Origin of the sequence: Mycobacterium sp. E342, assembly GCF_001667665.1 — a bacterium.
Taxonomy (GTDB): Bacteria; Actinomycetota; Actinomycetes; order Mycobacteriales; family Mycobacteriaceae; genus Mycobacterium.
The window spans coordinates 121885-147367 of sequence record NZ_LZJM01000287.1; the positions used below are offsets into that span (position 1 = coordinate 121885).

At 69.7% G+C, this 25483-nt stretch carries 14 protein-coding genes; 11 read left to right on the forward strand and 3 right to left on the reverse strand.

Annotated features, from left to right (window positions below):
* The first annotated feature begins 3 nt into the window (after positions 1 to 3).
* From A5692_RS23940 to A5692_RS23985, 10 genes are all read left to right on the forward strand, one after another.
* On the forward strand, positions 4 to 780 hold the full coding sequence (locus tag A5692_RS23940; RefSeq protein ID WP_068060830.1) for a decaprenylphospho-beta-D-erythro-pentofuranosid-2-ulose 2-reductase: 777 nt from the start codon (positions 4 to 6) through the stop codon (positions 778 to 780).
* Between the two features lie 2 nt (positions 781 to 782).
* Positions 783 to 2660, forward strand: coding sequence for a galactan 5-O-arabinofuranosyltransferase (locus A5692_RS23945; RefSeq protein WP_068060833.1), 1878 nt, complete (start codon positions 783 to 785; stop codon positions 2658 to 2660).
* A gap of 10 nt (positions 2661 to 2670) precedes the next feature.
* Positions 2671 to 5949, forward strand: a complete 3279-nt coding sequence (locus A5692_RS23950; RefSeq protein WP_068060836.1) for an arabinosyltransferase domain-containing protein — start codon at positions 2671 to 2673, stop codon at positions 5947 to 5949.
* A 14-nt stretch (positions 5950 to 5963) separates the two neighbouring features.
* Positions 5964 to 6587: a maleylpyruvate isomerase family mycothiol-dependent enzyme gene (locus A5692_RS23955; protein WP_068060839.1), complete on the forward strand. Its 624-nt coding sequence runs from the start codon at positions 5964 to 5966 to the stop codon at positions 6585 to 6587.
* A 69-nt stretch (positions 6588 to 6656) separates the two neighbouring features.
* Complete coding sequence (locus A5692_RS23960) at positions 6657 to 9983, forward strand: arabinosyltransferase domain-containing protein (RefSeq protein ID WP_156766235.1); 3327 nt, start codon at positions 6657 to 6659, stop codon at positions 9981 to 9983.
* The gene (locus tag A5692_RS23965) at positions 9980 to 13180 is read left to right on the forward strand and encodes an arabinosyltransferase domain-containing protein (protein ID WP_068060842.1); all 3201 of its coding nucleotides are present in this window, start codon (positions 9980 to 9982) and stop codon (positions 13178 to 13180) included. Before A5692_RS23960 ends, A5692_RS23965 begins: the two co-directional genes overlap by 4 nt.
* 160 nt (positions 13181 to 13340) lie before the next feature.
* Positions 13341 to 13847: a hypothetical protein gene (locus tag A5692_RS23970; RefSeq protein ID WP_068060845.1), complete on the forward strand. Its 507-nt coding sequence runs from the start codon at positions 13341 to 13343 to the stop codon at positions 13845 to 13847.
* A gap of 123 nt (positions 13848 to 13970) precedes the next feature.
* Positions 13971 to 14438: a hypothetical protein gene (locus tag A5692_RS23975; protein ID WP_067917644.1), complete on the forward strand. Its 468-nt coding sequence runs from the start codon at positions 13971 to 13973 to the stop codon at positions 14436 to 14438.
* Complete coding sequence (locus A5692_RS23980) at positions 14435 to 14881, forward strand: FHA domain-containing protein (protein WP_304528622.1); 447 nt, start codon at positions 14435 to 14437, stop codon at positions 14879 to 14881. Before A5692_RS23975 ends, A5692_RS23980 begins: the two co-directional genes overlap by 4 nt.
* A 10-nt stretch (positions 14882 to 14891) precedes the next feature.
* Positions 14892 to 16664 (forward strand): acyl-CoA dehydrogenase family protein, encoded by a 1773-nt coding sequence (locus A5692_RS23985; protein WP_068060849.1) that lies wholly within the window; start codon positions 14892 to 14894, stop codon positions 16662 to 16664.
* Positions 16665 to 16668: 4 nt separating this feature from the next.
* On the opposite strand, the gene A5692_RS23990 is transcribed toward A5692_RS23985, so the two are convergent.
* Positions 16669 to 17604: an SDR family NAD(P)-dependent oxidoreductase gene (locus A5692_RS23990; protein WP_068060852.1), complete on the reverse strand. Its 936-nt coding sequence runs from the start codon at positions 17602 to 17604 to the stop codon at positions 16669 to 16671.
* A 112-nt stretch (positions 17605 to 17716) separates the two neighbouring features.
* On the opposite strand from A5692_RS23990, the gene A5692_RS23995 reads away from it, so the two are divergent.
* On the forward strand, positions 17717 to 18562 hold the full coding sequence (locus A5692_RS23995) for a helix-turn-helix transcriptional regulator (protein ID WP_068060855.1): 846 nt from the start codon (positions 17717 to 17719) through the stop codon (positions 18560 to 18562).
* Between the two features lie 9 nt (positions 18563 to 18571).
* Here A5692_RS23995 and A5692_RS24000 read toward each other — a convergent pair whose 3' ends face one another.
* Positions 18572 to 20077, reverse strand: coding sequence for an acyl-CoA carboxylase subunit beta (locus tag A5692_RS24000; protein ID WP_231984443.1), 1506 nt, complete (start codon positions 20075 to 20077; stop codon positions 18572 to 18574).
* Between the two features lie 65 nt (positions 20078 to 20142).
* Entirely contained in the window at positions 20143 to 25461 is a 5319-nt protein-coding gene (gene pks13 / locus A5692_RS24005) for a polyketide synthase Pks13 (RefSeq protein ID WP_068060937.1), read from the reverse strand.
* Between the last annotated feature and the right edge of the window lie 22 nt (positions 25462 to 25483).

Below are 25483 nucleotides of genomic sequence, written 5' to 3' on the forward strand. Positions count from 1 at the left end.
TCAATGGTCTTAGATGCCGTGGGGAACCCGCAGACCATCCTGCTGCTCGGCGGTACGTCCGAGATCGGGCTGGCCATCTGCGAGCGCTACCTGCAGAACGCGCACGCCCGAATTGTGCTGGCCGCCATGCCCAATGACCCGGGGCGCGACGCTGCCGTCGCCCAGATGAAGGCGGCGGGCGCGCGGTCGGTGGAGCTGATCGACTTCGAGGCCACCGATCCCGACAGCCACCCCAAGATGATGGATGAGGCGTTCAATGCCGGCGGGGCCGGCAAAGACATTGACGTGGCGATCGTCGCCTTCGGCATCCTCGGCGACGCCGAGGAGCTGTGGCAGGACCAGCGCAAGGCCGTGCTGGCCGCCGAGATCAACTACACGGCAGCGGTTTCGGTGGGGGTGCTGCTCGGCGAGAAGATGCGCGCCCAGGGGTTCGGCCAGATCATCGCGATGAGCTCGGCGGCCGGCGAGCGGGTCCGGCGGTCCAACTTCGTCTACGGCTCGACCAAGGCCGGGTTGGACGGCTTCTATCTGGGGCTCGGTGAAGCGCTGCGCGAGTACGGGGTCCGCGTTCTGGTGATCCGCCCGGGCCAGGTGCGTACCCGGATGAGCGCGCACGTCAAGGAGGCCCCGCTCACCGTGGACAAGGAGTATGTCGCCAACCTCGCGGTGACCGCGGCCGCAAAGGGTAAGGAATTGGTTTGGGCGCCGGCAGCATTCCGTTACGTGATGATGGTGTTGCGACACATTCCGCGGAGCGTCTTCCGCAGGCTGCCAATCTGATCATGCGTAACGCGCTGGCCGCCCTGGGCCAGATGGCGCTGGCGGCCGCGGTGGCCGTCGTCGTCGCGGTCGTGTCACTGGCCGCCATCTCCCGCGTCCAGTGGCCGGCCTTCCCGTCGTCCAACCAGCTGCACGCGCTGACCACGGTGGGGCAGGTCGGCTGCCTGGCCGGCCTGGTGGCCGTCGGGTGGGCGTGGGGACGGTCCGGCCGGTATCGGTGGGCCGCCCAACTGGGCGGGCTGGCGTTCGTGTCCGCGTTCACCGTCGTGACGCTGGGCATGCCGCTGGGCGCGACCAAGCTCTACCTGTTCGGCATCTCCGTCGACCAGCAATTCCGCACCGAGTACCTGACCCGGCTCGCCGACAGCCCCGCCCTGCGCGACATGACCTACCTCGGGTTGCCGCCGTTCTACCCGCCGGGCTGGTTCTGGATCGGCGGCCGGGCCGCGGCCCTGAGCGGCACGCCGGCCTGGGAGCTCTACAAGCCGTGGGCCGTCACCTCGATCACCATCGCCGCCGCGGTCGCCCTGGTGCTGTGGTGGCGGATGGTCCGCTTCGAGTACGCGTTGATCGTCACGACGGCGACGGCGGCGGCGACCCTCGCCTATGGCTCGCCCGAGCCCTACGCCGCGATGATCACCCTGCTGCTGCCGCCGGTGCTGGTGCTGACCTGGTCGGGCCTGCGCGGCCGCGAGCGTGGGGGCGGCTGGGCGGCGGTGGTCGGCACCGGACTATTCCTCGGCTGGACGGCCACCTGGTACACGCTGTTGTTCGCCTTCGGCGCGTTCACCGTCCTGTTGATGGCCCTGTGGCTGGCCGCGGTGCGCTGGCGGCAAGGCGGCCCCGGGGCCGCGCTGGACCCGCTGCGCCGGCTGGCCGTCATCGCCGTCATCGCCGCGGCCATCGCGAGCACCACCTGGCTGCCGTTCCTGCTGCGTGCGGCCCGCAGCCCGGTCAGCAACTCCGGCAGCGCCCAGCACTACCTGCCGGCCGACGGCGCCGTCCTGACCTTCCCGATGCTGCAGTTCTCGCTGCTCGGGGCGGTCTGCCTGCTCGGCGCCCTCTGGCTGGTGCTGCGGGCCCGATCGTCGGTGCGGGCCGGCGCCCTGGCCGTCGGCGTGCTGGCCGTCTACCTGTGGTCGCTGCTGTCGATGCTGACCACGCTCGCGCGCACCACGCTGCTGTCGTTCCGGCTCCAGCCCACCCTCACCGTGCTGCTGGTGGCCGCGGGAGCGTTCGGCTTCGTCGAGGCGGTGCGGGCGCTGTCCGCGCGGAGCCGCGCGGCCCTTCCCGTCGCCGCGGCCGTCGGCCTGGCCGCCGCCATCGCGTTCAGCCAGGACATTCCCGACGTGCTGCGCCCCGACCTCACCATCGCCTACACCGACACCGACGGCAACGGCCAGCGCGGCGACCGGCGCCCGCCGAGCTCGGAGAAGTTCTACCCCGACATCGACCACACCATTGCGACCGTGACCGGCAGGCCGCGCGACCAGACCGTGGTGATGACCGCCGACTACAGCTTCCTGTCCTTCTATCCCTATTGGGGCTTCCAGGGACTGACGTCGCACTACGCCAACCCTCTCGCCCAATTCGACCTGCGGGCCGCCCAGATCAAGAAGTGGTCCAAGCTCAAATCCGCCGACGAGCTCATCCACGCGCTCGACACCTGTCCCTGGCCGCCGCCCACGGTCTTTCTCATGCGCCGCGGCGCGAACGGCAACTACACGCTGCGGCTCGCCGAGGACGTGTATCCCAACCAGCCCAACGTCCGGCGCTACACCGTCGACCTGCGGGCCGCCCTGTTCGACAGCCCCCAGTTCGTCGTCCACGGTGCCGGCCCGTTCGTGGTGGCGATCCGCAAACCGTCGACAAGCCACTGACGGGTCGCTGATGAGCACCGACACCTCGCCGCCGCGCGTCGAAGAACTAGCATCTACCACCGTGACCGACACGGGTGGTAACCACCGGATCGCCCGGTTGGTTGCCACCGTCGCGGGGCTGCTCGGGGCCCTGCTGGCCATCGCCACCCCGCTGCTGCCGGTCAACCAGACCACCGCCCAGCTCAACTGGCCGCAGAACGGCGCCTTCCAGAGCGTCGACGCGCCGCTGATCGGATACGTGGCGACCGACCTCAACGTCACGGTGCCCTGCCAGGCCGCCGCCGGGCTGGTCGTCGCGCCGAACGCCGGCAAGACGGTGCTGTTGTCGACGGTGCCCAAGCAGGCCCCCAAGGCCGTCGACCGCGGGCTGCTCATCCAGCGCGCCAACGACTACCTCGTGGTGGTGGTGCGCAACGTCGCGGTGGTGACCGCCCCGCTCAGCCAGGTGCTCAGCCCGGCCTGTCAGCGGCTGACCTTCACCGCGCACGCCGACAAGGTCACCGCCGAGTTCGTCGGGCTGACCCAGGGACCCAACGCGGAGCACCCCGGGTCGCCGCTGCGCGGGGAGAAGAGCGGCTACGACTTCCGGCCCCAGATCGTCGGCGTGTTCACCGACCTCTCGGGCCCCGCCCCGCCGGGGCTGAGCTTCTCGGCGACCATCGACACCCGCTACAGCAGCAGCCCGACCCAGCTGAAGATGGCGGCGATGATCCTCGGGTTGGTGCTGACCGCCGCCGCCCTGGTCGCGCTGCACCTGCTGGACACCGCCGACGGCACCCGACACCGCCGCTTCCTGCCGTCGCGCTGGTGGTCGGTCAGCGGCCTGGACGCGCTGGTCATCGCGGTGCTGGTGTGGTGGCAGTTCGTCGGCGCGAACACCTCCGACGACGGCTACATCCTGACCATGGCCCGGGTCTCCGAGCACGCCGGCTACATGGCCAACTACTACCGCTGGTTCGGCACGCCGGAGGCCCCCTTCGGCTGGTACTACGACCTGCTGGCCCTGTGGGCCCACGTCAGCACCGCCAGCATCTGGATGCGGCTGCCCACCCTGGCGATGGCGCTGACGTGCTGGTGGGTGATCAGCCGGGAGGTCATGCCGCGCCTGGGTCACGCCGTCAAACAGAACCGCGGGGCGGCCTGGACGGCGGCCGGGATGTTCCTGGCCGTGTGGCTGCCGCTGAACAACGGCCTGCGGCCCGAGCCGATCATCGCGCTGGGCATCCTGTTGACCTGGTGCTCGGTGGAACGTGCGGTGGCCACCAGCCGGTTGCTGCCGGTGGCGGTCGCCTGCATCGTCGGCGCGCTGACGCTGTTCTCCGGGCCGACGGGCATCGCCTCGATCGGCGCCCTGCTGGTCGCGATCGGGCCGCTGCGGACCATCCTGCACCGCCGATCCAAGCTGTTCGGCGCGCTGCCCTTGGTCGCGCCCCTGCTCGCCGCGGTCACCGTCACCGCGATCCTGATCTTCCGCGACCAGACCCTGGCCGGTGAGGTGCAGGCCAGCATGCTCAAGCGCGCCGTCGGGCCCAGCCTCAGCTGGTTCGACGAACACATCCGCTACGAGCGGCTGTTCATGGCCAGCCCCGACGGATCGGTCGCCCGCCGCTTCGCCGTGTTGGCCCTCGTCTTGGCGCTCGGGATCACGGTCGCCATGTCGTTGCGCAAGGGCCGGATTCCGGGCACGGCCGCCGGGCCCAGCCGCCGCATCGTCGGGATCACCATCATCTCCTTCATCGCGATGATGTTCACCCCCACCAAGTGGACGCACCACTTCGGCGTGTTCGCCGGACTGGCCGGGTCGCTGGGTGCGCTGGCCGCGGTCGCCGTGACCGCGGTGGCGATGCGGTCCCGCCGCAACCGCACCATGTTCGCCGCGGCGGTGCTCTTCCTGGCGGCCCTGTCGTTCGCCAGCGTCAACGGCTGGTGGTACGTATCGAATTTCGGTGTGCCATGGTCGAATTCGTTCCCGGCATGGCATTACGCCTTCGCCACCGCGCTGCTCGGGCTGACCGTCGTGGTGCTGGCGCTGGCGGCGTGGTTCCACTTCGTGTCCCCCGATGACGGCCCACCCAAGACCCGGTACGGGGCGCGCGTGGCGGGAATCATCCAGTCCCCGTTGGCGATTGCGACCTGGGTGCTGGTGGTCTTCGAAGTGGCGTCGTTGACCCTGGCGATGACCGCCCAGTACCCCGCGTGGTCGGTGGGTCGCTCCAACCTCGAGGCGCTTACCGGCAAGTCCTGCGGCCTGGCCGAGGACGTGCTGGTGGAACAGGACCCCAACGCCGGCATGCTGTCGCCGGTGAGCGCCACGGCGGGCCCTGTAGTAGCACAAGCGCTGGGGGCGGGTCTGTCGGAAGCCTTCACGCCCAACGGCATTCCGGCCGACGTCCGGGCCGACCCGGTGATGGAGCGGCCGGGTGACCGCAGTTTCATCAACGACGACAGGCTGGTCACCGGCGCGGAGGCCGGCACCGAGGGCGGCACCACCCCGGCGCCGGGAATCAACGGATCGGTAGCGCAGCTGCCCTACAACCTGGACCCGGCACGCACGCCCGTGCTGGGCAGCTGGCGCCCGGGCATCCAGGTGCCCGCCCACCTGCGGTCGGGCTGGTACCGGCTGCCCGCCCGCGACGGTGCGCGGCCGCTGCTGGTGGTGAGCGCGGCCGGCCGGTTCGACCCCCGCGAAGTCCAGGTCCAGTGGGCCACCGACGACGAAGCGGCGAGCGGACACCCCGGCGGGTCGTTCCAGTTCGCCGACGTGGGGGCGTCGCCGGCGTGGCGCAACCTGCGGCTGCCGCTGTCGGCCATCCCGGCCAACGCCACCCAGATCCGGTTGGTCGCCGACGACGAAGACCTGGCGCCGCAGCACTGGATCGCGCTCACACCGCCGCGGATTCCGCAGCTGCGCACGCTGCAGGACGTGGTCGGGTCCAAAGACCCCGTGTTCTTGGACTGGCTGGTCGGCCTGGCGTTCCCCTGCCAGCGGCCGTTCAGCCACCAGAACGGCGTCGACGAGACCCCGAAATGGCGCATCCTGCCGGACCGTTTCGGTGCCGAAGCCAACTCGCCGGTGATGGACAACAACGGCGGCGGCCCGCTGGGTGTCACCGAGCTGCTGGTGAAGGCGACGACCATGGCCACCTATCTGAAGGACGACTGGTCGCGCGACTGGGGGTCGCTGCAACGGTTGACGCCGTATTACGCCGACGCACAGCCGGCCCGCCTGCAGCTGGGGACGGCCACGCGCAGCGGCCTGTGGAACCCCGCGCCGTTGCGCAAGACCTAGGCAGCGGGACGGCGATGACGACCGACCTGATGAGCATGGCCCGCGCCGAGCGGGCCGACCTGGCGGACTTTCTCGCCACGCTGACGCCGCAGCAGTGGGACGCACCCAGCCTGTGCACGGGCTGGACGGTCAAAGACGTTGTGGCGCATATGATCAGCTATGAGGAGCTCGACGCGCTGGGGCTGCTCAAGCGCTTCGCGAAAGGCCGGGTCGTGCGGGCCAACCAGGTGGGCGTCGACGAGTTCTCCCACCTGAGCGCCCCACAGCTGCTCGATTTTCTGCGCGCCCACCTCCAACCACGCGGGCTGACAGCCGGTTTCGGCGGGATGATCGCACTCGTCGACGGCACCATCCACCATCAAGACATCCGCCGCGCGCTGGTCCGGCCGCGCACCGTCCCCGCCGATCGGCTCGAGCGGGTCCTCGCCCTGGTGCCCGGCAACCCCCGGCTCGGCGCCGGCCGCCGCATCCGGGGCCTGCGCCTGCACGCCACCGACGTCGACTGGGAACACGGCCGGGGACCGGAGGTCACCGGGCCGGGCGAGGCGCTCCTCATGGCGATGGCCGGCCGGACCGCGGCCCTCGCCGACCTCACCGGTCCGGGGCTGCAGACACTGGCCGCGCGGCTCGCCCACTGAGCCTGCGCGGGCCGCCGCACGGCCCCGCGTCCTCGGCGGACTAAGCGGCTTCGCTTACCATCGAGCCTCGTGTCCCCCGACGGTAATCAGCGATCGCAGCGGATCCCACGGTTGGTGGCCGCCGTCGCCGGGATCGTCGGACTGCTGTTGTGTGCGCTCGTCCCGCTGCTCCCGGTCAGACAAACCACCGCGACGGTGCTGTGGCCGCAGGGCATCGTGGACGGGCACGTCACCCAGGTCACCGCGCCCCTGGTTTCCGGTGCGCCGCGCGCGCTGGACATCTCGGTCCCGTGCGCGGCGATCGCCACCCTGCCCGCCGCCGGCGGCCTGGTGATCTCGACGCTGCCCGCCGGGGGCGTCGACGCCGGCAAGAACGGCCTGTTCGTGCGCGCCGACAAGGACTCGGTGGTGGTCGCCTTCCGCGACACCGTCGCCGCGGTGGCGCCGCGGCCCGCCGTCGCCGGTGGCGCCTGCAGCGTGCTGCACGCCTGGGCCGACGCCGGCGGCACGGGAGCGGAGTTCGTCGGCATCCCCGGCGCCTCCGGACGACTCTCCACGGACAAGAAGCCTCAGGTCGGTGGGATCTTCACCGACCTCAAGGTGCCCGCCCAACCCGGGTTGTCCGCCCGCGTCGACATCGACACCCGGTTCATCACCGCCCCCACCGCCCTCAAGCGGCTGGCGATGGTGGTGGGCAGCCTGGCCGTCCTGACGGCCGTCATCGCGCTCGCCGCGCTCGACCGACGCAGTCGCGGCGGCGGCACGCTGGTCAACTGGCGGTCGCCGATCGCCAGTCTCTCCCGTTACCGGCCCCGCGAGCGCTGGAGTTCCTGGCGCCGCGTCGGCATCGCCACCTGGATCGCCGACGCCGGGGTGATCGTGACGCTGCTGCTCTGGCACGTCATCGGCGCCACCTCGTCCGACGACGGCTACAACCTGACCATCGCCCGCGTCGCCCCCAAGGCCGGCTACATCGCCAACTACTACCGCTACTTCGGCGCGACGGACGCGCCGTTCGACTGGTACCTCGGGGTGCTGTCCAGATTGGCGTCGGTGAGCACCGCCGGCGTCTGGATGCGGTTGCCGGCCACACTGGCCGGGATCGCCTGCTGGCTGGTGATCAGCCACTGGGTGCTGCGCCGGCTGGGGCCCGGTCGGGGCGGCCTGGCGGCCAACCGGGTGGCGGTGTTCACCGCGGGCGCGGTGTTCCTGGCCGCCTGGTTGCCGTTCAACAACGGGCTGCGGCCCGAGCCGCTGATCGCCCTCGGCGTGCTGGTCACCTGGATCCTGGTCGAACGCGCGATCGCGCTGCAACGGCTGGCCCCGGCCGCGGTCGCCGTCTTCGTCGCGATGCTCACCGCGACCCTGGCGCCGCAGGGCCTGATCGCCGTCGCCGCGCTGCTGACCGGATCGCGCGCCATCGCCCAAACGATCCGGCGGCGCCGGGCGACCGACGGGCTCCTCGCACCGCTGGCCGTGCTGGTTGCGTCGTTGTCCCTGATCACCGTCGTGGTGTTCCACCGCCAGACGCTGGCGGGAGTCGCCGAATCGGCGCGCATCAAATACAAGGTCGGGCCGACGATCGCCTGGTACCAGGACTGGCTTCGGTACTACTTCCTCACGGTGGAGTCCAATCCCGACGGGTCCATGTCCAGGCGATTCGCGGTGCTGGTGCTTTTCCTGTGCCTGTTCGGGATGCTGGTCATCCTGCTGCGCCGCGGCGGGATACCGGGGGTGGCCAGCGGCCCGGCGTGGCGGTTGATCGGCACCACGGCCCTCGGCCTGTTGCTGCTGACGTTCACCCCGACCAAGTGGGCCGTTCAGTTCGGCGCCTTCGCCGGACTGGCCGGCGCGCTGGGTGCGGTCACCGCGTTCGCGCTCGCCCGGATCGGCCTGCACAACCGCCGCAACCTGACCCTGTACGTGACCGCGCTGTTGTTCGTGCTGGCGTGGGCCACCTCCGGCATCAACGGCTGGTTCTACGTCGGCAACTACGGGGTGCCGTGGTACGACATCCAGCCGGTGATCGCCAGCCACCCGGTGACGTCGATGTTCCTGACGTTGTCGATCCTCACCGGGCTGCTGGCCGCCTGGCAGCACTTCCGGATGGACTACGCCGGCCACACCGAAGTCGAGGACAACCGGCGCAACCGCGTGCTGGCGTCGACTCCGCTGCTGGTGGTCGCGAGCATCATGGTCGTCGGCGAAGTCGCCTCGCTGACTAAAGGCGCGGTGTTCCGCTACCCGCTCTACACCACCGCCAAGGCCAATCTCGCCGCCATCACCTCCGGACTCTCCCCGACGAGCTGTGCCATGGCCGACGACGTGCTGACCGAGCCCGATCCCAATGCCGGCATGCTGCAGCCGGCGCCCGGACAGACCTTCGGCCCCGACGGCCCGCTCGGCGGTCTCACCCCGGTCGGCTTCAAACCCGACGGGGTGGGCGATGACCTGAGGTCGTACCCGGTGGTGACCAAGCCGGGCGTGGTGAATTCCGACGCGTCGCCCAACAAGCCCAACGCCGCCATGAGCGACTCGGCCGGCACGGCCGGCGGAAAAGGCCCAGCCGGCGTCAACGGCTCGCACGCGGCGCTCCCGTTCGGCCTCGACCCGGCCCGCACCCCGGTGATGGGCAGCTACGGCGAGAACTCGCTGGCCGCCACGGCCACCTCGGCGTGGTATCAGCTGCCCCCGCGCAGCCCGGACCGCCCGATCGTCGTGGTGTCGGCGTCCGGCGCGATCTGGTCCTACAAAGAGGACGGCACCTTCACGTACGGGCAGTCGCTGAAATTGCAGTGGGGTGTCGCCCGTCCCGACGGCACCACCCAGCCGCTGGCCGAGGTGCAGCCGATCGACATCGGCCCCGAGCCGGCGTGGCGCAACCTCCGGTTCCCGCTGACCTGGGCGCCGCCCGAGGCCAACGTGGCGCGCATCGTCGCCTACGACCCGAACCTGAGTTCGGATCAGTGGTTCGCATTTACGCCGCCGCGGGTGCCGGTGCTGGAAACCCTGCAGCAGCTGATGGGGTCGAACACGCCCGTGCTGATGGACATCGCGACGGCGGCGAACTTCCCGTGCCAGCGACCGTTCTCCGAACACCTGGGCGTTGCCGAACTTCCGCAATACCGCATCCTGCCCGATCACAAGCAGACGGCGTCGTCGTCGAACGGCTGGGAGGCCAGCGAGGCCGGCGGCCCGTTCCTGGTCACCCAGGCGATGCTTCGTACCTCGACGATCTCGACGTATCTGCGTGGCGACTGGTATCGCGACTGGGGATCCGTGGAGCAGTACTTCCGGCTGGTGCCGGCTGACCAGGCGCCGGACGCCGTGATCGAACAGGGTGTGATGACAGTGCACGGCTGGAGCCGGCAGGGACCGATTCGGGCACTCCCATGAGCGTGACGACGGCCGGCAAGGACGTGCGGACGACGCGCTGGGTGGCGACTGTCGCCGGCCTGATCGGGTTCGTGTTGTCGGTGGCCACCCCGCTGTTACCCGTCGTGCAGACCACCGCGACCCTCAACTGGCCACAGAACGGCGCACTGAATAGCGTTAACGCGCCGCTGATTTCGCTGACCCCGGTCGACGTGACCGCAACCGTGCCCTGCTCTGCGGTGCGCGCCCTGCCACCCGACGGCGGCGTCGTGTTGAGCACGGCGCCCAAGAAGGGCAAGGACGCCGCGCTCAACGCGCTGTTCGTCGTCGTCAACGGCAAGCGGGTGGATGTCACCGACCGCAACGTGGTGATCGCCAGCGCGCCTCGCGATCAGGTCGAGTCAGCGCAATGTCAGCGCATCGAGATCAGCTCGACGAAGGCCGGCGCCTTCGCCACCTTTGTCGGACTGAAGGATTCGGCGGGCAGACCGATCAGCGGCGGTTTCCCGGACCCGAACCTGCGGCCGCAGATTGTGGGGGTGTTCACCGATCTCAGCGGCCCCGCCCCCCCGGATCTGAAGTTCTCGGCGACCATCGACACCCGGTTCTCCACCACGCCGACGACGCTGAAGCTGGCTGCGATGGTGCTGGCGATCGTGTCCACCATCGTCGCGCTGGTCGCGCTGTGGCGCCTCGACCAGTTGGACGGCCACCGCATGCGGCGGCTCATTCCCGCGAACTGGCGCACGTTCACCCTGGCCGATGTCGTGGTGATCTTCGGCTTCGTGCTCTGGCATGTGATCGGGGCGAACTCGTCGGACGACGGCTACATCCTGGGCATGGCCCGGGTCGCCGACCACGCGGGCTACATGTCGAACTACTTCCGCTGGTTCGGCAGCCCCGAGGACCCGTTCGGCTGGTACTACAACCTGCTGGCGCTGATGACCCACGTCAGCGACGCCAGCCTGTGGATGCGGCTACCCGACCTGATCGCGGGCATCCTGTGCTGGCTGCTGCTCTCGCGTGAGGTGCTCCCCCGGCTGGGTCCGGCGGTGGCCGGCAGCAAGGCCGCGAACTGGGCCGCCGGGATGGTGCTGCTGACCGCATGGATGCCCTTCGACAACGGCCTGCGCCCCGAGCCGATCATCGCCCTCGGTTCGCTGGTCACCTATGTGCTGATCGAGCGCTCCATGCGTTACAGCAGGCTGACGCCCGCCGCCCTGGCGGTCATCACCGCGGCGTTCACGCTCGGCGTCCAGCCCACCGGGTTGATCGCGGTCGCCGCGCTGGTCGCCGGTGGTCGCCCGATCCTGCGCATCCTGGTGCGCCGCCACCGACTGGTCGGCACGCTGCCCCTGGTGGCTCCGATGCTGGCGGCCGGCACCGTGATCCTGACCGTGGTGTTCGCCGACCAGACCCTGGCAACGGTGTTGGAGGCCACCAGGATTCGCACCGCCATCGGGCCCAGCCAGGCCTGGTACACCGAGAACCTGCGCTACTACTACCTGATCCTGCCCACCGTGGACGGCTCGCTCTCGCGCCGCTTCGGCTTCCTGATCACCGCGCTGTGCCTCTTCACCGCCGTGTTCATCATGTTGCGGCGCAAGCGAGTTCCCGGCGTCGCCCGCGGACCGGCCTGGCGTTTGATGGGCGTCATCTTCGGCACCATGTTCTTCCTGATGTTCACCCCGACCAAGTGGGTGCACCACTTCGGCCTCTTCGCGGCGGTGGGCGCCGCGATGGCCGCGCTGACGACGGTGCTGGTGTCGCCGAAGGTGCTGCGTTGGTCGCGCAACCGGATGGCGTTCCTGGCGGCGGTGCTGTTCATCCTGGCGTTGTGTTTCGCCACCACCAACGGCTGGTGGTACGTCTCCAGCTACGGCGTGCCGTTCAACAGCAGCATGCCGAAGGTCGGCGGAATCACAATCAGCACAATCTTTTTCGCGCTGTTCGCGATTGCCGCGGTGTACGCGGCGTGGCTGCACTTCGCCGACACCGGCCATGGCGAGGGCCGGTTGGCGCGTGCTCTGACGGCGGCGCCCATTCCCATCGCCGCGGGCTTCATGGCGTTGGTGTTCGTGGCGTCCATGGTGGCCGGCATCGTGCGTCAGTACCCCACCTACTCCAACGCCTGGGACAACCTGCGCGAGTTCAGCGGGGGATGCGGGCTGGCCGACGACATCCTCGTCGAGCCCGACAGCAACGCGGGCTTCATGGCGGCCCTGCCCGGCAACTGGGGCCCGTTGGGCCCCTTGGGGGGAGTCAACCCCACCGGCTTCACCCCCAACGGCGTGCCGGACCGCACCCTGGCCGAGTCGGTCAAGGAGACATCGGTGCCGCAGCCCGGCACCGACTACGACTGGGACGCGCCGCTCAAGCTGACGGCGCCGGGAATCAACGGCTCGATCGTGCCGCTGCCCTACGGCCTCAACCCCGATCAGGTTCCGCTGGCCGGCAGCTACACCACCGGGGCGCAGCAGCAGAGCAAGCTGACCTCGGCGTGGTACCAGCTGCCGAAGCCCGACGCCGCGCACCCGCTGGTGGTGGTGACCGCCGCGGGCACCATCTCCGGCAACAGCATCCTGCATCACCACACCAACGGGCAGACCGTGGAATTGGAAATCGGCAGGCCCGGTCCCGGCGGCGCCGTGCTGCCGGCCGGACGGCTGGTGCCCTACGACCTCTACGGCGAGCAGCCGAAGGTGTGGCGCAACCTGCGCTTCCCCCGCTCCCAGATTCCCGCCGACGCGGTCGCGGTGCGGGTGGTCGCCGAGGACCTGTCCCTGACGCCGGATGACTGGATCGCGCTGACCCCGCCGCGCGTGCCGGAGCTGCGCTCGCTGCAGGAGTACGTCGGCGCGACACAGCCGGTGCTGATGGACTGGGCGGTCGGGCTGGCCTTCCCGTGCCAGCAGCCGATGCTGCACGTCAACGGCGTCACCGAGATTCCCAAGTTCCGCATCACGCCCGACTACAACGCCAAGAAGCAGGACACCGACACCTGGCAGGACGGCGTGAACGGCGGCCTGCTGGGCATCACCGACCTGCTGCTACGGGCGCACGTGATGTCGACCTACCTGTCCCACGACTGGGGGCGGGACTGGGGGTCGCTGCGCAAGTTCGACACCGTCGCCGAGGCCACGCCCGCGCGGCTCGACCTGGGCACCGCGACCCGCAGCGGGTGGTGGTCCCCGGGACCAATCCGAATTAAGCCCTAGCGGCCTTTATCGGATTTCGAGCCGTAATTCGTCAGCTGCCAAATAAAGCGGGGAAATTGACGATCTAGTAATTGTTTGCAAAAAACGTTTGATTTCACCGCGCCGGGGTTAATACCTATTCCGCTGTGATCCACTTCACACCGGAACAATAGGTGGCCCCATGAGCGCGCTGAGAAGGCTGGGAACATGTGCGGCGGTGACCATCGCGGCGACCGCCCCGGCGGCGACGTTCGAAATCACCGCGGCGGCCGCCGACGGCGGCACCACGGTGGCCCTGGACAACTATTTGCGGCGCTGCGATTTCAGCCGCGTCGGCGTGGCGCCGAAGGTGCCCAGCCCGATGCTCGGCACCGGTTCCGCCCTGATCCATACCTCCGGGTCGAGGACGGTCGCCGAGGTGCATCTGTACGACGAGCCCGAGCCCGGCACCCACTTCGACGTCGGGCTCATCCAGATGCCCCGACCCGCGTCGAGCACCTGCGGACCGGGCGACCCCGGCACCGCGTTCTCCGGCATGGACATCGACGGGGCGGGCAACGGCACGGCGACCGTGCAAGACACCACTCGGCCCGGCACGACGGGCGTGTGGGTGATTATCGAGCGGCGAAACGGAAACTCGCAGAATCCGGCGGAGTTTTACACCTCCGAGTTCGTGGCGCCGGTATAGCCGCCGTCCGGCCATCACTTCGGTCCCGCTGACGCAGGCCAAAAGTCCCTATCTCGGCGCCTCGGTCAAGTGCTCCGATAATGGGGATCGCCGAATGACCGGCGGAGGATGAGAGGCACGGCCATGAACGACTCACCACAATCACAGACCGCGACGCGCTTTTTCTCGCGCGTGCTCGGTCCCTTCCTCGTCATCGTCGACGTGACGGCGGTGGCGCGCGCCTCGGACATGCAGTCGCTGCTGTCGCAGTTCGAGGCGAATTCGATGTGGACCTTCGTGACGGGCGCCTTCATCTTGCTGGTCGGCCTGAGCATCGTTGCCGCGCACCGAAGCTGGAAAGGCGCCGCGGCCGCCATCGTTTCCCTGCTCGGCTGGCTGATCGTGCTGCGCGGGGTCCTGCTGGTGGCCTTTCCCCGGTTCTTCGCGTCGCTGGCGGATGACATGATCGGCGCGCAGGCGTGGTGGATCACGCTCTGCGTGATCTTCGCCCTCGTCGGCCTATACCTGACCTACGTCGGCTGGGCACCCGCACCGCAGCGGCCGACATCGCAAGCGGCAGCGGCGAATCCGGACCTGCCGCGAGCCGCGTGAGCAACGAAGGATCGCCGCCGCACCGGCCAACCGCGGGGGAAGGCTCGGAAGAGCTGACCGGTGACATGGGCGCCGCCGTAACCGCCGAATTCGACGCGCCGGCAACCGCCGCCGACGCGGCGGTCGAGAACAGGCCGGCACTCAGCCCGGGTTCCGCGCTGCTGGTCGTCACGCGCGGGCCCAACACCGGGTCACGTTTCGCCTTGACCAAGCCCCTCATGTCGGCGGGCCGGCACCCGGAAAGCGACATCTACCTCGACGACATCACGGTCAGCCGCAGGCACGCCGAATTCCTCAGCGAGGGCGGACAATTCCGCATCGTCGACGTGGGCAGCATGAACCACACGTATCTCAACCGCGAGGCCGTCGACTCCGCTGTGCTGGCCGACGGCGACGAAATCCAGCTCGGCAGGGTGCGTCTGCTTTTCCTCGCCAACGCGTAGCGTCTGTGCCATGAGCGACTACGCCGTTGAGGCGGTGGACCGGCTGCCCTTCTGCACCGAGGAAAAGGCCCAGCGCTACCGGACCGAGAGCTACCGCGGGGCCGTGGGTCTCAACTGGTACCTCACCGACCCCACCCTGCAATTCACCATGGCGTACTTCCTGCAGCCCGACGAGCTGAGGGTCATAGAGCCGCACCTGGCGCGCATGGGCGAGCTGGTGGGCGGGCCGGTCGCGAGATGGGCCGAGGAGACCGACCGCAACCCGCCGCGGCTCGAGCGGTACGACCGCTGGGGCCACGACATCAGCCAGGTCGTCATGCCGGCCTCGTTCACCCAGTCCAAGCGCGCGGTCCTGGACGCCCAGCAGGCCCTGCGCAACGATGCGCGGGCCGCCAAGGTCAGCTCGGGTCTGGGCCTGTTCGCGTCGAACTACCTACTCAACCAGGCCGATATCGGGATGGGCTGCGCGCTCGGCACGGGCGGCGGCATGGTCCAGTCGCTGGTGGCCGCCTACGCGCCCGCCGACGTACGCGAGCACGTGCTGGCCAAGTTCGCCTCCGGCGAGTGGGCGGGCGAGACGGCGCAGCTACTGACCGAACGCACCGGCGGCTCGGACCTGGGCGCGTTGGAGACCACCGCGACCCGCGCAGGCGACGCCTGGATTATCAACGGCTTCAAGTGGTTTGCCTCCAACTGCGCGGGCGAGGCGTTCGTCGTGCTGGCCAAACCTGAGGGGGCGCCCGACTCGACGCGCGGCGTCGCCAACTTCCTGGTGCTGCGCACCCGCCGCGACGGGTCGCGCAACGGGGTGCGAGTGCGCCGCCTCAAGGACAAGCTCGGCACCCGCTCGGTGGCCTCCGGTGAGGTGGAATTCGCTGACGCCGAGGCGTTTCTGCTGTCCGGCGAACCCACCGGGGAGGCGGGCCCGTCCGACGGCAAGGGGCTGGGCCGCATGATGGAGCTGACCAACGCCGCGCGCCTGGGCATCGCCCTGTTCGGACTCGGCAACGCGCGCCGCGCCCTGGTCGAGTCGCTGTGTTACGCCCGGCGGCGGCACGCGTTCGGCGGCGCGCTCATCGACAAGCCGCTGATGCGGCGCAAGCTGGCCGAGATGATCGTCGATGTCGAAGCCGCGCAGGCAATGGTTTTCGACGGCACCGGCGCCACCAACCACCGCCAGCCGCGCAGCATGCGGCAGCGCATCGCGGTGCCGGTCACCAAGCTCAAGGCCTGCCGGCTCGGGATCACCGCGGCATCCGATGCCATCGAAATCCACGGCGGCAATGGGTATATCGAGACCTGGCCGGTGGCCCGGCTGCTGCGCGACGCGCAGGTCAACACCATCTGGGAGGGGCCCGACAACATCCTCTGCCTGGACGTGCGGCGCGGCATCGAGCAGACCCGCGCGCACGAGGCGTTGCTGGCGCGGCTGCGCGACGCGGTCTCGGTGTCCGACGACGACGACACCACCCGGCTGGTCGCCGGGCGCATCGAGGATCTGGACGCGGCGATCACCGCCTGGTCCAAACTGGACCGCGACATGGCCGAGGCGCGGCTGTTCCCGCTGGCCCAATTCATGGGCGACGTCTACGCGGGCGCGCTGCTCACTGAGCAGGCCGCCTGGGAACGCGCGACCCGCGGCGGGGAGCGCAAGGCGCTGGTCGCCCGGCTCCACGCGCAGCGGTACCTCGCCGACCGCGGGGCGCTGCGCGGGATCGACGCCGACCGTGACGAGGCGCTCGAGCGCTTCGACGAACTGGTCGACGGCGCGCTGATGGGATAGGCGGTCACTTGGCAGCGTCGAGCAGTTCGGTGGTGGCCTCCCACAGCCGCGCTTCGCGCTGACGATCCTGCGCGAACGGTTTCACCTCGCGCTCTTGGGCTTTGACGACGAACGCGCCGTCGCGCAGATGCGCCCAGCGGCCGTCGAGCACGATCGATGCCAGCGCGGGGCCAGACTGCCGCGGTGCAGACACCCCGGGGATTCGCTCGATGACACGCCCCACCCGCTGCACGGCGGGGCCTTGGGACCTGCTCAGCCCTGTGCCCGGCATGAATCCCGGCTCGAATACCGTCACGTTGACTCCGGCGGGGGCGCGCCGTTGCAGTTCGTGCGCGTAATACAGGAGCGCGAGTTTCGAGTTGGAATAGGCGATCCCGGATTGCTCGAACGTCGACGGCGTGTCCGCGGGGGTGGGCCGGGCCAGCTCCAGCGGATCGCGCCACCGCGCCGGCGGGACGTGCAGCCACCGGCGAAACACGTTCTGGTAGTAGGTGTTCGAACCGACGAGCACCACGCGGGCCGGGACGGAGAATGAGGCCAGGAGGTCCCCGATGAGCTGCGCATGCGCCAGGTAATTGACGGCGAACGTCAGCTCGTATCCGTCCGCTGACGCGTTGTGCGTGTCGGCAGACCCGAGCCCGGCGTTCGCCACCAATCCGCGCAGCGGGCGCACCGCACCGGACAGCAGCAAGTCCTTGGCGATCCGGCCCGCGCTGCGCACGTCGGAAAGCCGCGCAAGGTCACAGGCGATTTCATGCACGTTCGCGCCCGCCGACCTGGCCTCCTCGGCGACCGCGGTCAGCGCCTGACCCGGCCTGCCCACCAGCAGCAGATCGGGGCGATCGGACTGGGGACGGCGGGCAATGGCCAGCGTCGCAGCCTTTCCCAGGCCGCCGGTCGGCCCGGTGAGCAAGACGGTTCCGGAAGCGATCTCGTTCATGGTTGCAGTCTTGGCCCTCGTCGGATGTTCAGGCAGTCGTCCCGTTTTCGTAGGACTGGCAGGGCCAGGACAACCCCTTTCCCCTGACGCCGGCGTCGCGCACAGTGAAGGGATGGAAACGTGGGGGTTCGGGCGAACGGTGCGGCAGTGGCGTGACCGGGTTGCACCCGCCGCGGTCGGCGTCCCGGTCGGCGGGCGCCGGCGAGCGGCGGGGCTGCGCCGCGAAGAGCTCGCGGCGATGGCCGGAATCTCGGTCGACTACCTGACCAGGCTCGAACAGGGGCGGGCCACGTCACCCTCGATCCAGGTCGTCGAAGCCCTCGCCCGTGCGTTGCGAGTCTCCGACTCCGAGCGTGAGTTGCTTTTCCGGCTGGCCGGGCACGCCACGCCCGGGCAGCACATGGTGTCGTCGCGGGTAACGCCCAGCGTCCAGAGAATCCTGGACCGCCTGGCGAACACGCCGGTCGCCGTCTACGACGCCACCTGGACCCTCCTGGTCGCCAACCCCCCGTATGACGCGCTGATGGGACCGACCACGGCGTGGCGGGGAAATGAGCGAAACAGCCTCTGGCGCAACCTGATCGGCCCTGGCACCCGAGCCGTCCACACGCCCCGGGAGCAAGCCGACTTCGAGGCCGGCCTGGTCGCCGACCTGCGGTTGACCGCCGCCCGCTACCCCGCCGACCAGCGGTTGAAGTCGCTGATCCGCGAACTTGCCGCGCACAGCCCGCGGTTCGTCGAACTCTGGGAGGCCGGCGCGCCGCAACCGCACCACGACTTCGGCCGGCACAAGGTGATCGACCACCCCGAGGTCGGCCACATCGCTCTCGCCTGCGACACGTTCATCGTCGCCGCCGACGACATCCGCATCATGATCTACACCGCCGAACCCGGCACCGAGGATGCCGAGCGGCTCGCCCTCGCCATCGTCCTGGGGACCCAGGCGCTGGTCGACTAGGACTTACGCTTAGACCGGGATGAGCCCGTGCTTGCGTGCGGTGCGGAACCACAACTGCTTGTCCCGCAACAGCTTCAGCGACTTGCGGAGCAGCAGCCGGGTTTCGTGCGGGTCGATGACCGCGTCGATGAACCCGCGCTCGGCGGCGGTCCACGGGATCGCCATGTTGAGGTTGTAACCCTCGATGAAGTCCTTCTTGATCTGCTGCGCCTCGGGCGTGGTCGGGTCGGGGAAGCGCTTCATCAGCAGCTGCGCGGCCCCCTCGGCGCCGATCACCGCGATGCGCGCGGTGGGCCAGGCGAAGTTGAAGTCGGCGGTCAGCTGCCGGGATCCCATCACGGCATAGGCGCCGCCGTAGGACTTGCGGATGGTGATGGTCACCTTCGGCACGTCGGCCTCGACCACCGAGTAGAGGAACCGACCGCCGCGCTTGATGATGCCCCGCTTTTCCTCCTCGGCGCCCGGCAGGAAGCCCGGGGTGTCCACCACGAAGACCAACGGGATGTTGAACGCGTCGCAGAACCGGACGAACCGCGCCGCCTTGTCGGACGCCTCGTTGTCGATCGCCCCCGACATGTACATGGGCTGGTTGGCGATCACCCCCACGGGATGGCCGTCGACGCGCGCGTATCCGGTGATGATGGCCGGGCCGTGCTGCGCGGCGACGTCGAGGAAGTCGCCGTCGTCGAAGATGCGCAGCAGGATCTCGTGCATGTCATAGGCCGCGTTGTCGGAGTCCGGCACGATCGCGTCGAGCTCGAGGTCGGTCGGGGTGATCTCCGGTTCCAGCCCGGGATTGACGATCGGCGGCTGGCCGAAGGTGCTCGACGGCAGGAACGACAGGAAGTCGCGCACGTACTGGAACGCCTCGGCCTCGGAGTCGACCACCTGGTGGATGTTGCCGTAGCGGGCCTGCGCGTCGGAGCCGCCCAGCTCGTCGAGCGTGACCTCCTCGCCGGTGACCTCCTTGATCACGTCGGGGCCGGTGACGAAGAAGTAGCCCTGGTCACGCACCGAGACGAGCAGGTCGTCCTGGATCGGCGAATAGACCGCTCCCCCGGCGCATTTGCCGAAGATCAGGGAGATCTGCGGCACCAGGCCGGACAGCGCCTCGTGCCGGCGGCCCAGCTCGGCGTACCACGCCAGCGAGGTGACGGCGTCCTGGATGCGGGCCCCGCCGGAGTCCTGGATGCCGATGATCGGGCAGGCGACCATCGCGCACCACTCCATCAGCCGGGCCACCTTGCGGCCGAACATCTCGCCGACCGTGCCCTGGAACACCGTCTGGTCGTGGGAGAACACCCCGACCGGACGGCCGTCGATCATGGCGTGCCCGGTGACGCACCCGTCGCCGTAGAGCGCGTTCGGGTCGTTCGGCGTCTTGGCCAACGCCCCGACCTCCATGAAGGTGCCCGGGTCCACCAGCGCGTGGATGCGGGCGCGGGCGCTGGGGATGCCCTTCTTCTCGCGCTTGGCGACGGCCTTCTCGCCGCCGGGTTCCATAGCCAGCTCCATCCGAGCGTGCAGCTCGGCCAGCTTTTCGGCTGTCGTGTGAGCGCGAGAAGGCTCCGCACCGGTCACTAGTTGCCCACCTCACTCGTCTGGCTGGTTTCGGCCTCCACCTTATTCAGCACATCCGAGAGGTGAGCACCGACCTTGCCGATGATCGGTTCGTCGATGGCCTGGATGTGCTCCCCGCCGATGGGTACCACCTCGAGGTCGGCCACGTACTCGCCCCAGCCGCCGTCGGGCTGGCGGACCGCATATCGCGGCTCGAACTCGATCACGTCGTCGTGGTAGCGGTCGGCCATGTACAGGGTCACGTGGCCGTCGTACGGCTCGATCTGCACGGTCTCGAGCGCCCGGTTGTCCAGGTAGGACGTCCGCTGGTGCTCGACGATGCCGCCCGGGATCTGCACGCCGCTCTGCTGGACGATGTCCAGCACGAACTGGACCTGGCCCTCGTCGTCGAGCTCTTCGAGCTGCTCGTAGGGGATCGCCGGAATCTCGACGTTGAAGGTGCGCTCGGCGAACTTCGCGTACCGGTCCCAGCGCTTGCGGGTCTCCTCTTGCGTCTGGGGGATCTCCTCGCCGGCGCGCACGGTGTCGATCATCCCGACGAAGCGCACGTCTTCACCCGCACGCTTCAAGCCGATCGCGCACGCGTATGCCAGCGCACCGCCGAGCGACCAGCCGGCCAGGATGAACGGCTTGCCCGCGTTCATTTCCAACAGCTTCGGCACGTACTGGGCGGCCCGCTCCTGGACGGTGCCCTCCACGCGCTCGAACCCGTACATCGGCGTGTCCGCGGGCAGCCGGTTCAACAGCGGCTCGTAGACCACCGTTGAACCGCCGGCCGGATGGAACACGAACACCGCGGGTTTCGAGCTGCCCTCGGGGCGCGCCCGCAGGGTGCGGACGAAGCCGTCGATCTGGCCGGCCTCCAGGTACTGGCGGACCTTCTCGGCCAGCGCCTCGATGGTGTCCGACGTCAGGACGTCCTCGGCGCTGACGGCGCCGTCGGCGCGTTCGGAAAGCCGCTGTGCCATCTTGGCCGCGGTGTCCTCGTCGAGCTTGGGCAGCGGGTTGAAGATGCCGCCCGGCGACTTGCCCGTGACGATCGCCCAGGTGGCGAAGGTGACCCGCTCGGCCGCATCACGCGGCGGCACATCGGAATTCAGCGCCTTGGACACCGCCTCCTGGCTGAGCGCCCCCGCGAGATCGGGCTTCGCGCCGTTGGTCGCCGCCCCCTTCGGGCCGGACGGATCCGTGGGCGGCGGCGGGATCGTCGCGTCCGACGCCGGCGGTGCCGGCTGCGTCTCCGGCTCCGCTTGCGGGTCCGGCGCGGGTGCGGCCGCCGTTGTCGGCGTTGCCCCGCTGAGGAGCTGGGCCTGCTCTTTGGCGATCTCCTCGGGCGTGAGCGTCTTCTGGTGCTCGTGCAGCTGCTCGACCTCGTCGCGGTGCTCGACCGCGTACTTGATCAGCTCCTCGATGTTGTAGAGGTTGGCGTCGCGCACCGCGGCCAACTGGATGGGCGGCAGGTCGAAGTCGTATTCGACGCGGTTCTTGATCCGCACCGCCATCAGCGAGTCCAAACCGAGCTCGATCAGCGGCACCTCCCACGGCAGGTCCTCGGGTTCGTAACCCATGGCCGAGCCGACGATCAGGCCCAGCCGCTCGGCGACGGTCTCGCCCGAGTCCGGCGACCATTTGCCCATGCTGGCCGAGAAGTACCGGTTGGTCAGGCTGTCCGTCAGGGTCTCGGCCTCGGGCTCGACGGCGGGCGCCTCCGGCGCGGCCACCGTCCCGTTGGCGGAAGCTGCCAGGGCCGCGCCCGCCCCGACCGCGGCCGGCAGGGCGTCGCCCGCCTCGCCGCCGCGGGTCACCAGCGCGTCGTACACCAGCGTGAAGGACTCGTCGACGCGGGCGTGCACCTGCACCGACGCGCCGCCGGGGTGCCGGGTCAGCGTCGTGACCAGGCGGGCGCCGTCACCCGGAACCGCACGCTGCTCGGCCGCGGCCAGCTGCGCGTCCGGAAACACCTCGGCCGCAGCGGCTTTCACCAGTGCGGGCAGGTCCGTCAGGCCGCGGGGGTTGTACTCCCACACGTGGCGGCCGTCGGGCAGCGCGACGTGGTTACCCGGCATCAGCACCGAGCTGCTGCCGTGCGCGAAGTGCACGTCCAGCCAGTGCTCCTTGCGCTTGAACCTCGTCGGCGGGATGTTCGCGTAATCCTGCGGTCCCGAAGCGCGGCTGAACAGCGTGCGGATGTCCAGGTCGTGGCCGTAGACGTAGAGCTGGGCCATCGCCGAGATCATCGACTCGACATCGTCCTGCTTGCGGGCCAGCGTCGGAATCAGTTGGGCGTCATGCAGACCCGCGGCGGCGGTGGTCAGGCCGATCTGCATCAGCGCAACCGGGTTGGGCGCGAGCTCCAGGAAGGTGGTGTGGCCGCTGTCGACGGCGTTGCGCACGCCGTGGGTGAAGTACACCGAGTGCCGCATGCCCTTGACCCAGTAATCGACATCGTGCACCGGCTCGCCGCCGGGCTTGATGTAGGTGCCCTCGTGCACCGTCGAGAAAATCCCGACCGTCGGGCTCAACGGGTGAATTCCCTGCAACTCCGCGGAGAACTCACCCAGCAGCGGGTCCATCTGCGAGGTGTGGCCGGCGCCCTTGGTCTGCAGCTTGCGGGCGAAGCGGCCCTCCGATTCCGCCCGGGCGACGATCGCGTCGATCTGCTCGGGCGGCCCGCCGATGACGGTCTGGCTGGGAGCGGCGTAGACGCACACCTCCAGGCCCGGGAAGTCGCCGAACACGGTCTTGAGCTCGTCGGCCGAGTACTCGACGAGCGCCATGAACCGGATGTACTCGCCGAACAGCATCGCCTCGCCCTCGCCCATCAGGTGCGACCGCGACGCGATCACGCGGGCGGCGTCCGCCAGCGACAGGCCGCCGGCGAAGTAGGCCGACGCGGGCTCGCCGAGCGACTGGCCAACCACCGCGGCGGGTTTGGCGCCGTGGTGCTTGAGCAGCTCACCCAGCGCGATCTGGATCGCGAATATGACGACGTTGCTGGTCTCGATGCCGTAATCCTGCGAGTCGTCGAGGATCAGCTCGAGAATCGAGTAGCCGCGCTCGTCCTGGATCAGCGCGTCGACCTTCTCGATCCACTCGGCGAAGACCTCGTTGCGCAGGTACAGGCTCTTGCCCATCTTGCGGTGCTGCGCACCGAAACCGGCCATCGCCCACACCGGGCCGTTGGTGACCGGCCCGTCGACGCTGAACACGCCCGGCCGCTGCTTGCCCTCGGCCACCGCGCGCAGGCCCTTGACGGCCTCCTCGTGGTCGTGGGCCAGCACCACCGCGCGGGAGCGCCCGTGGTTGCGCCGCGACAGCGACCGCCCGATCGATTCCAGCGACGACGCCTGCCCCTCCGGGCTTTCCATCCAGTCCGCCAGCTCGGTGGCAGCCGCCTTCTTGCGCGAGGTGAGGAACGCCGACACGACGAGGGGGATCAGGGGCGTGGTGGGCTCCGCGGCCTCCTGCGCCGCGAGCTCTTCCAGCGCGATCTCCTTGAGCCGCAGCGCCTCGTCGGTGACGCCCGGCAGCTCGTACTCGTCCTCCTCGGGCGCTTCGGGGTCGGGGATGATGTTGCCGAAGTCGTCGAAGCGAAGCGCGTGGGCTTCCATGACGGGGGGCTCGGCGGCTTCGGGCGCCGCCTCGGCGGTGCTCTTCGGCTCGGGCTCGCGCTCGATCACGTCGCGGGGCAGGACCTCGCGCACCACCAGGTGCGCGTTGGCCCCGCCGAAGCCGAAGCTGGACACCCCGGCCAGCGCGTACCCGCCGTACCGCGGCCAGTCCGTGGGCTGGTCGATCACCTTCAGGCGCATCGCGTCGAAGTCGATGTAGGGGCTGGGCCCCGCGAAGTTGATCGACGGCGGCAGCTTGTCGTGCTGCAGGGCGAGCACCACCTTGGCCATGCTGGCCGCGCCGGCCGCCGACTCCAGGTGGCCCACATTGGTTTTCACCGCACCCAGCAGGGCCGGGCGGTCGGCGGGACGGCCACGGCCGACGACGCGGCCCAGCGCCTCGGCCTCGATCGGGTCACCGAGGACAGTCCCGGTGCCGTGCGCCTCGATGTAGTCGACGGTGCGCGGGTCGATGCCGGCGTCCTTGTATGCGCGGCGCAGCACGTCGGCCTGCGCGTCCTGGTTGGGGGCGATCAGGCCGTTGGACCGGCCGTCGTGGTTGACCGCGCTGCCCGCGATCACGGCGAGGATCTGGTCGCCGTCGCGGCGGGCGTCGTCGACCCGCTTGAGCACCAGCATGCCGCCGCCCTCGGAGCGGGTGTAGCCGTCGGCGTCCGAGGAGAACGACTTGATCCGGCCGTCGGGCGACAACACCTGCCCGATCTCGTCGAAACCGAGCGTCACCACGGGCGTGACCAGCGCGTTGACGCCGCCGGCGACCGCGACGTCGGCTTCGCGGTTGCGCAGCGCCTGGACGGCCTGGTGGATCGCCACCAGCGAGCTCGAGCACGCGGTGTCGACCGCGACCGACGGGCCGCGGAAGTCGTAGAAGTAGGAGACCCGGTTGGCGATGATCGACGTCGCGGTGCCGGTGATGGCGTACGGGTGCGCGACCGTCGGGTCGGACACCGCCAAGAAGCTGTAGTCGTTGTTGGAGACGCCGACGTAGACGCCGACGGACTCGCCGCGCAGGCTGGACGCCGGGATGCGGGCGTGTTCGAGCGCCTCCCAGGTGAGCTCCAGCGCCATCCGCTGCTGCGGGTCGATGTTGTCGGCCTCCGTCTTGGCGACCGCGAAGAACTCGGAGTCGAAGCCCTTGATGTCCTTCAGATAGCCGCCGCGGGTGCGGGCCTTCGCCATCCGCTCGGCCAGCCGCGGCTCTTCGAGGAACTCCTCCCAGCGGCCCTCGGGCAGGTCGGTGATGGCGTCGCGGCCCTCCATCAGCGCCTGCCACGTCTCGTCGGGGGTGTTCATGTCCCCGGGCAACCGGGTGGACAGGCCGACGATCGCGATGTCGACCCGCTCTGCCGGGCCGTTGCGCGTCCAGTCCGAGACGTCGTCGGAGCTGGTGTCCACTTCCGGCTCGCCCTCGATGATCCGGGTGGCCAGCGACTCGATGGTCGGATGCTGGAAGGCCACCGCGACCGACAGGGTGACACCGGTCATGTCCTCGATGTCGGCGGCCATCGCCACGGCGTCGCGCGACGACAAGCCCAGCTCCACCATCGGCACCGACTCGTCGACGTCGTCCGGCGACTTGCCGACGGCCCGGCCCACCCAGTTGCGCAGCCACTCGCGCATCTCGGGGACCGTCATTTTGCGCCGCTCCTCCTCATCGCTCCGCTCTGCATCGTCGCCGGCGCGCATGTCGGTCTTCTTGGCGGGCAGA

Coding starts and splice junctions, on each gene's coding strand:
- A5692_RS23975 (WP_067917644.1), top strand. CDS start 13,971: ATGAACGACTCACCACAATCACAGACCGCGACGCGCTTTTTCTCGCGC.
- A5692_RS23995 (WP_068060855.1), top strand. CDS start 17,717: ATGGAAACGTGGGGGTTCGGGCGAACGGTGCGGCAGTGGCGTGACCGG.
- A5692_RS24000 (WP_231984443.1), bottom strand. CDS start 20,077: ATGGAGCTGGCTATGGAACCCGGCGGCGAGAAGGCCGTCGCCAAGCGC.
- A5692_RS23970 (WP_068060845.1), top strand. CDS start 13,341: ATGAGCGCGCTGAGAAGGCTGGGAACATGTGCGGCGGTGACCATCGCG.
- A5692_RS23965 (WP_068060842.1), top strand. CDS start 9,980: ATGAGCGTGACGACGGCCGGCAAGGACGTGCGGACGACGCGCTGGGTG.
- pks13 (WP_068060937.1), bottom strand. CDS start 25,461: ATGCGCGCCGGCGACGATGCAGAGCGGAGCGATGAGGAGGAGCGGCGC.
- A5692_RS23990 (WP_068060852.1), bottom strand. CDS start 17,604: ATGAACGAGATCGCTTCCGGAACCGTCTTGCTCACCGGGCCGACCGGC.
- A5692_RS23940 (WP_068060830.1), top strand. CDS start 4: ATGGTCTTAGATGCCGTGGGGAACCCGCAGACCATCCTGCTGCTCGGC.
- A5692_RS23955 (WP_068060839.1), top strand. CDS start 5,964: ATGACGACCGACCTGATGAGCATGGCCCGCGCCGAGCGGGCCGACCTG.
- A5692_RS23945 (WP_068060833.1), top strand. CDS start 783: ATGCGTAACGCGCTGGCCGCCCTGGGCCAGATGGCGCTGGCGGCCGCG.
- A5692_RS23985 (WP_068060849.1), top strand. CDS start 14,892: ATGAGCGACTACGCCGTTGAGGCGGTGGACCGGCTGCCCTTCTGCACC.
- A5692_RS23950 (WP_068060836.1), top strand. CDS start 2,671: ATGAGCACCGACACCTCGCCGCCGCGCGTCGAAGAACTAGCATCTACC.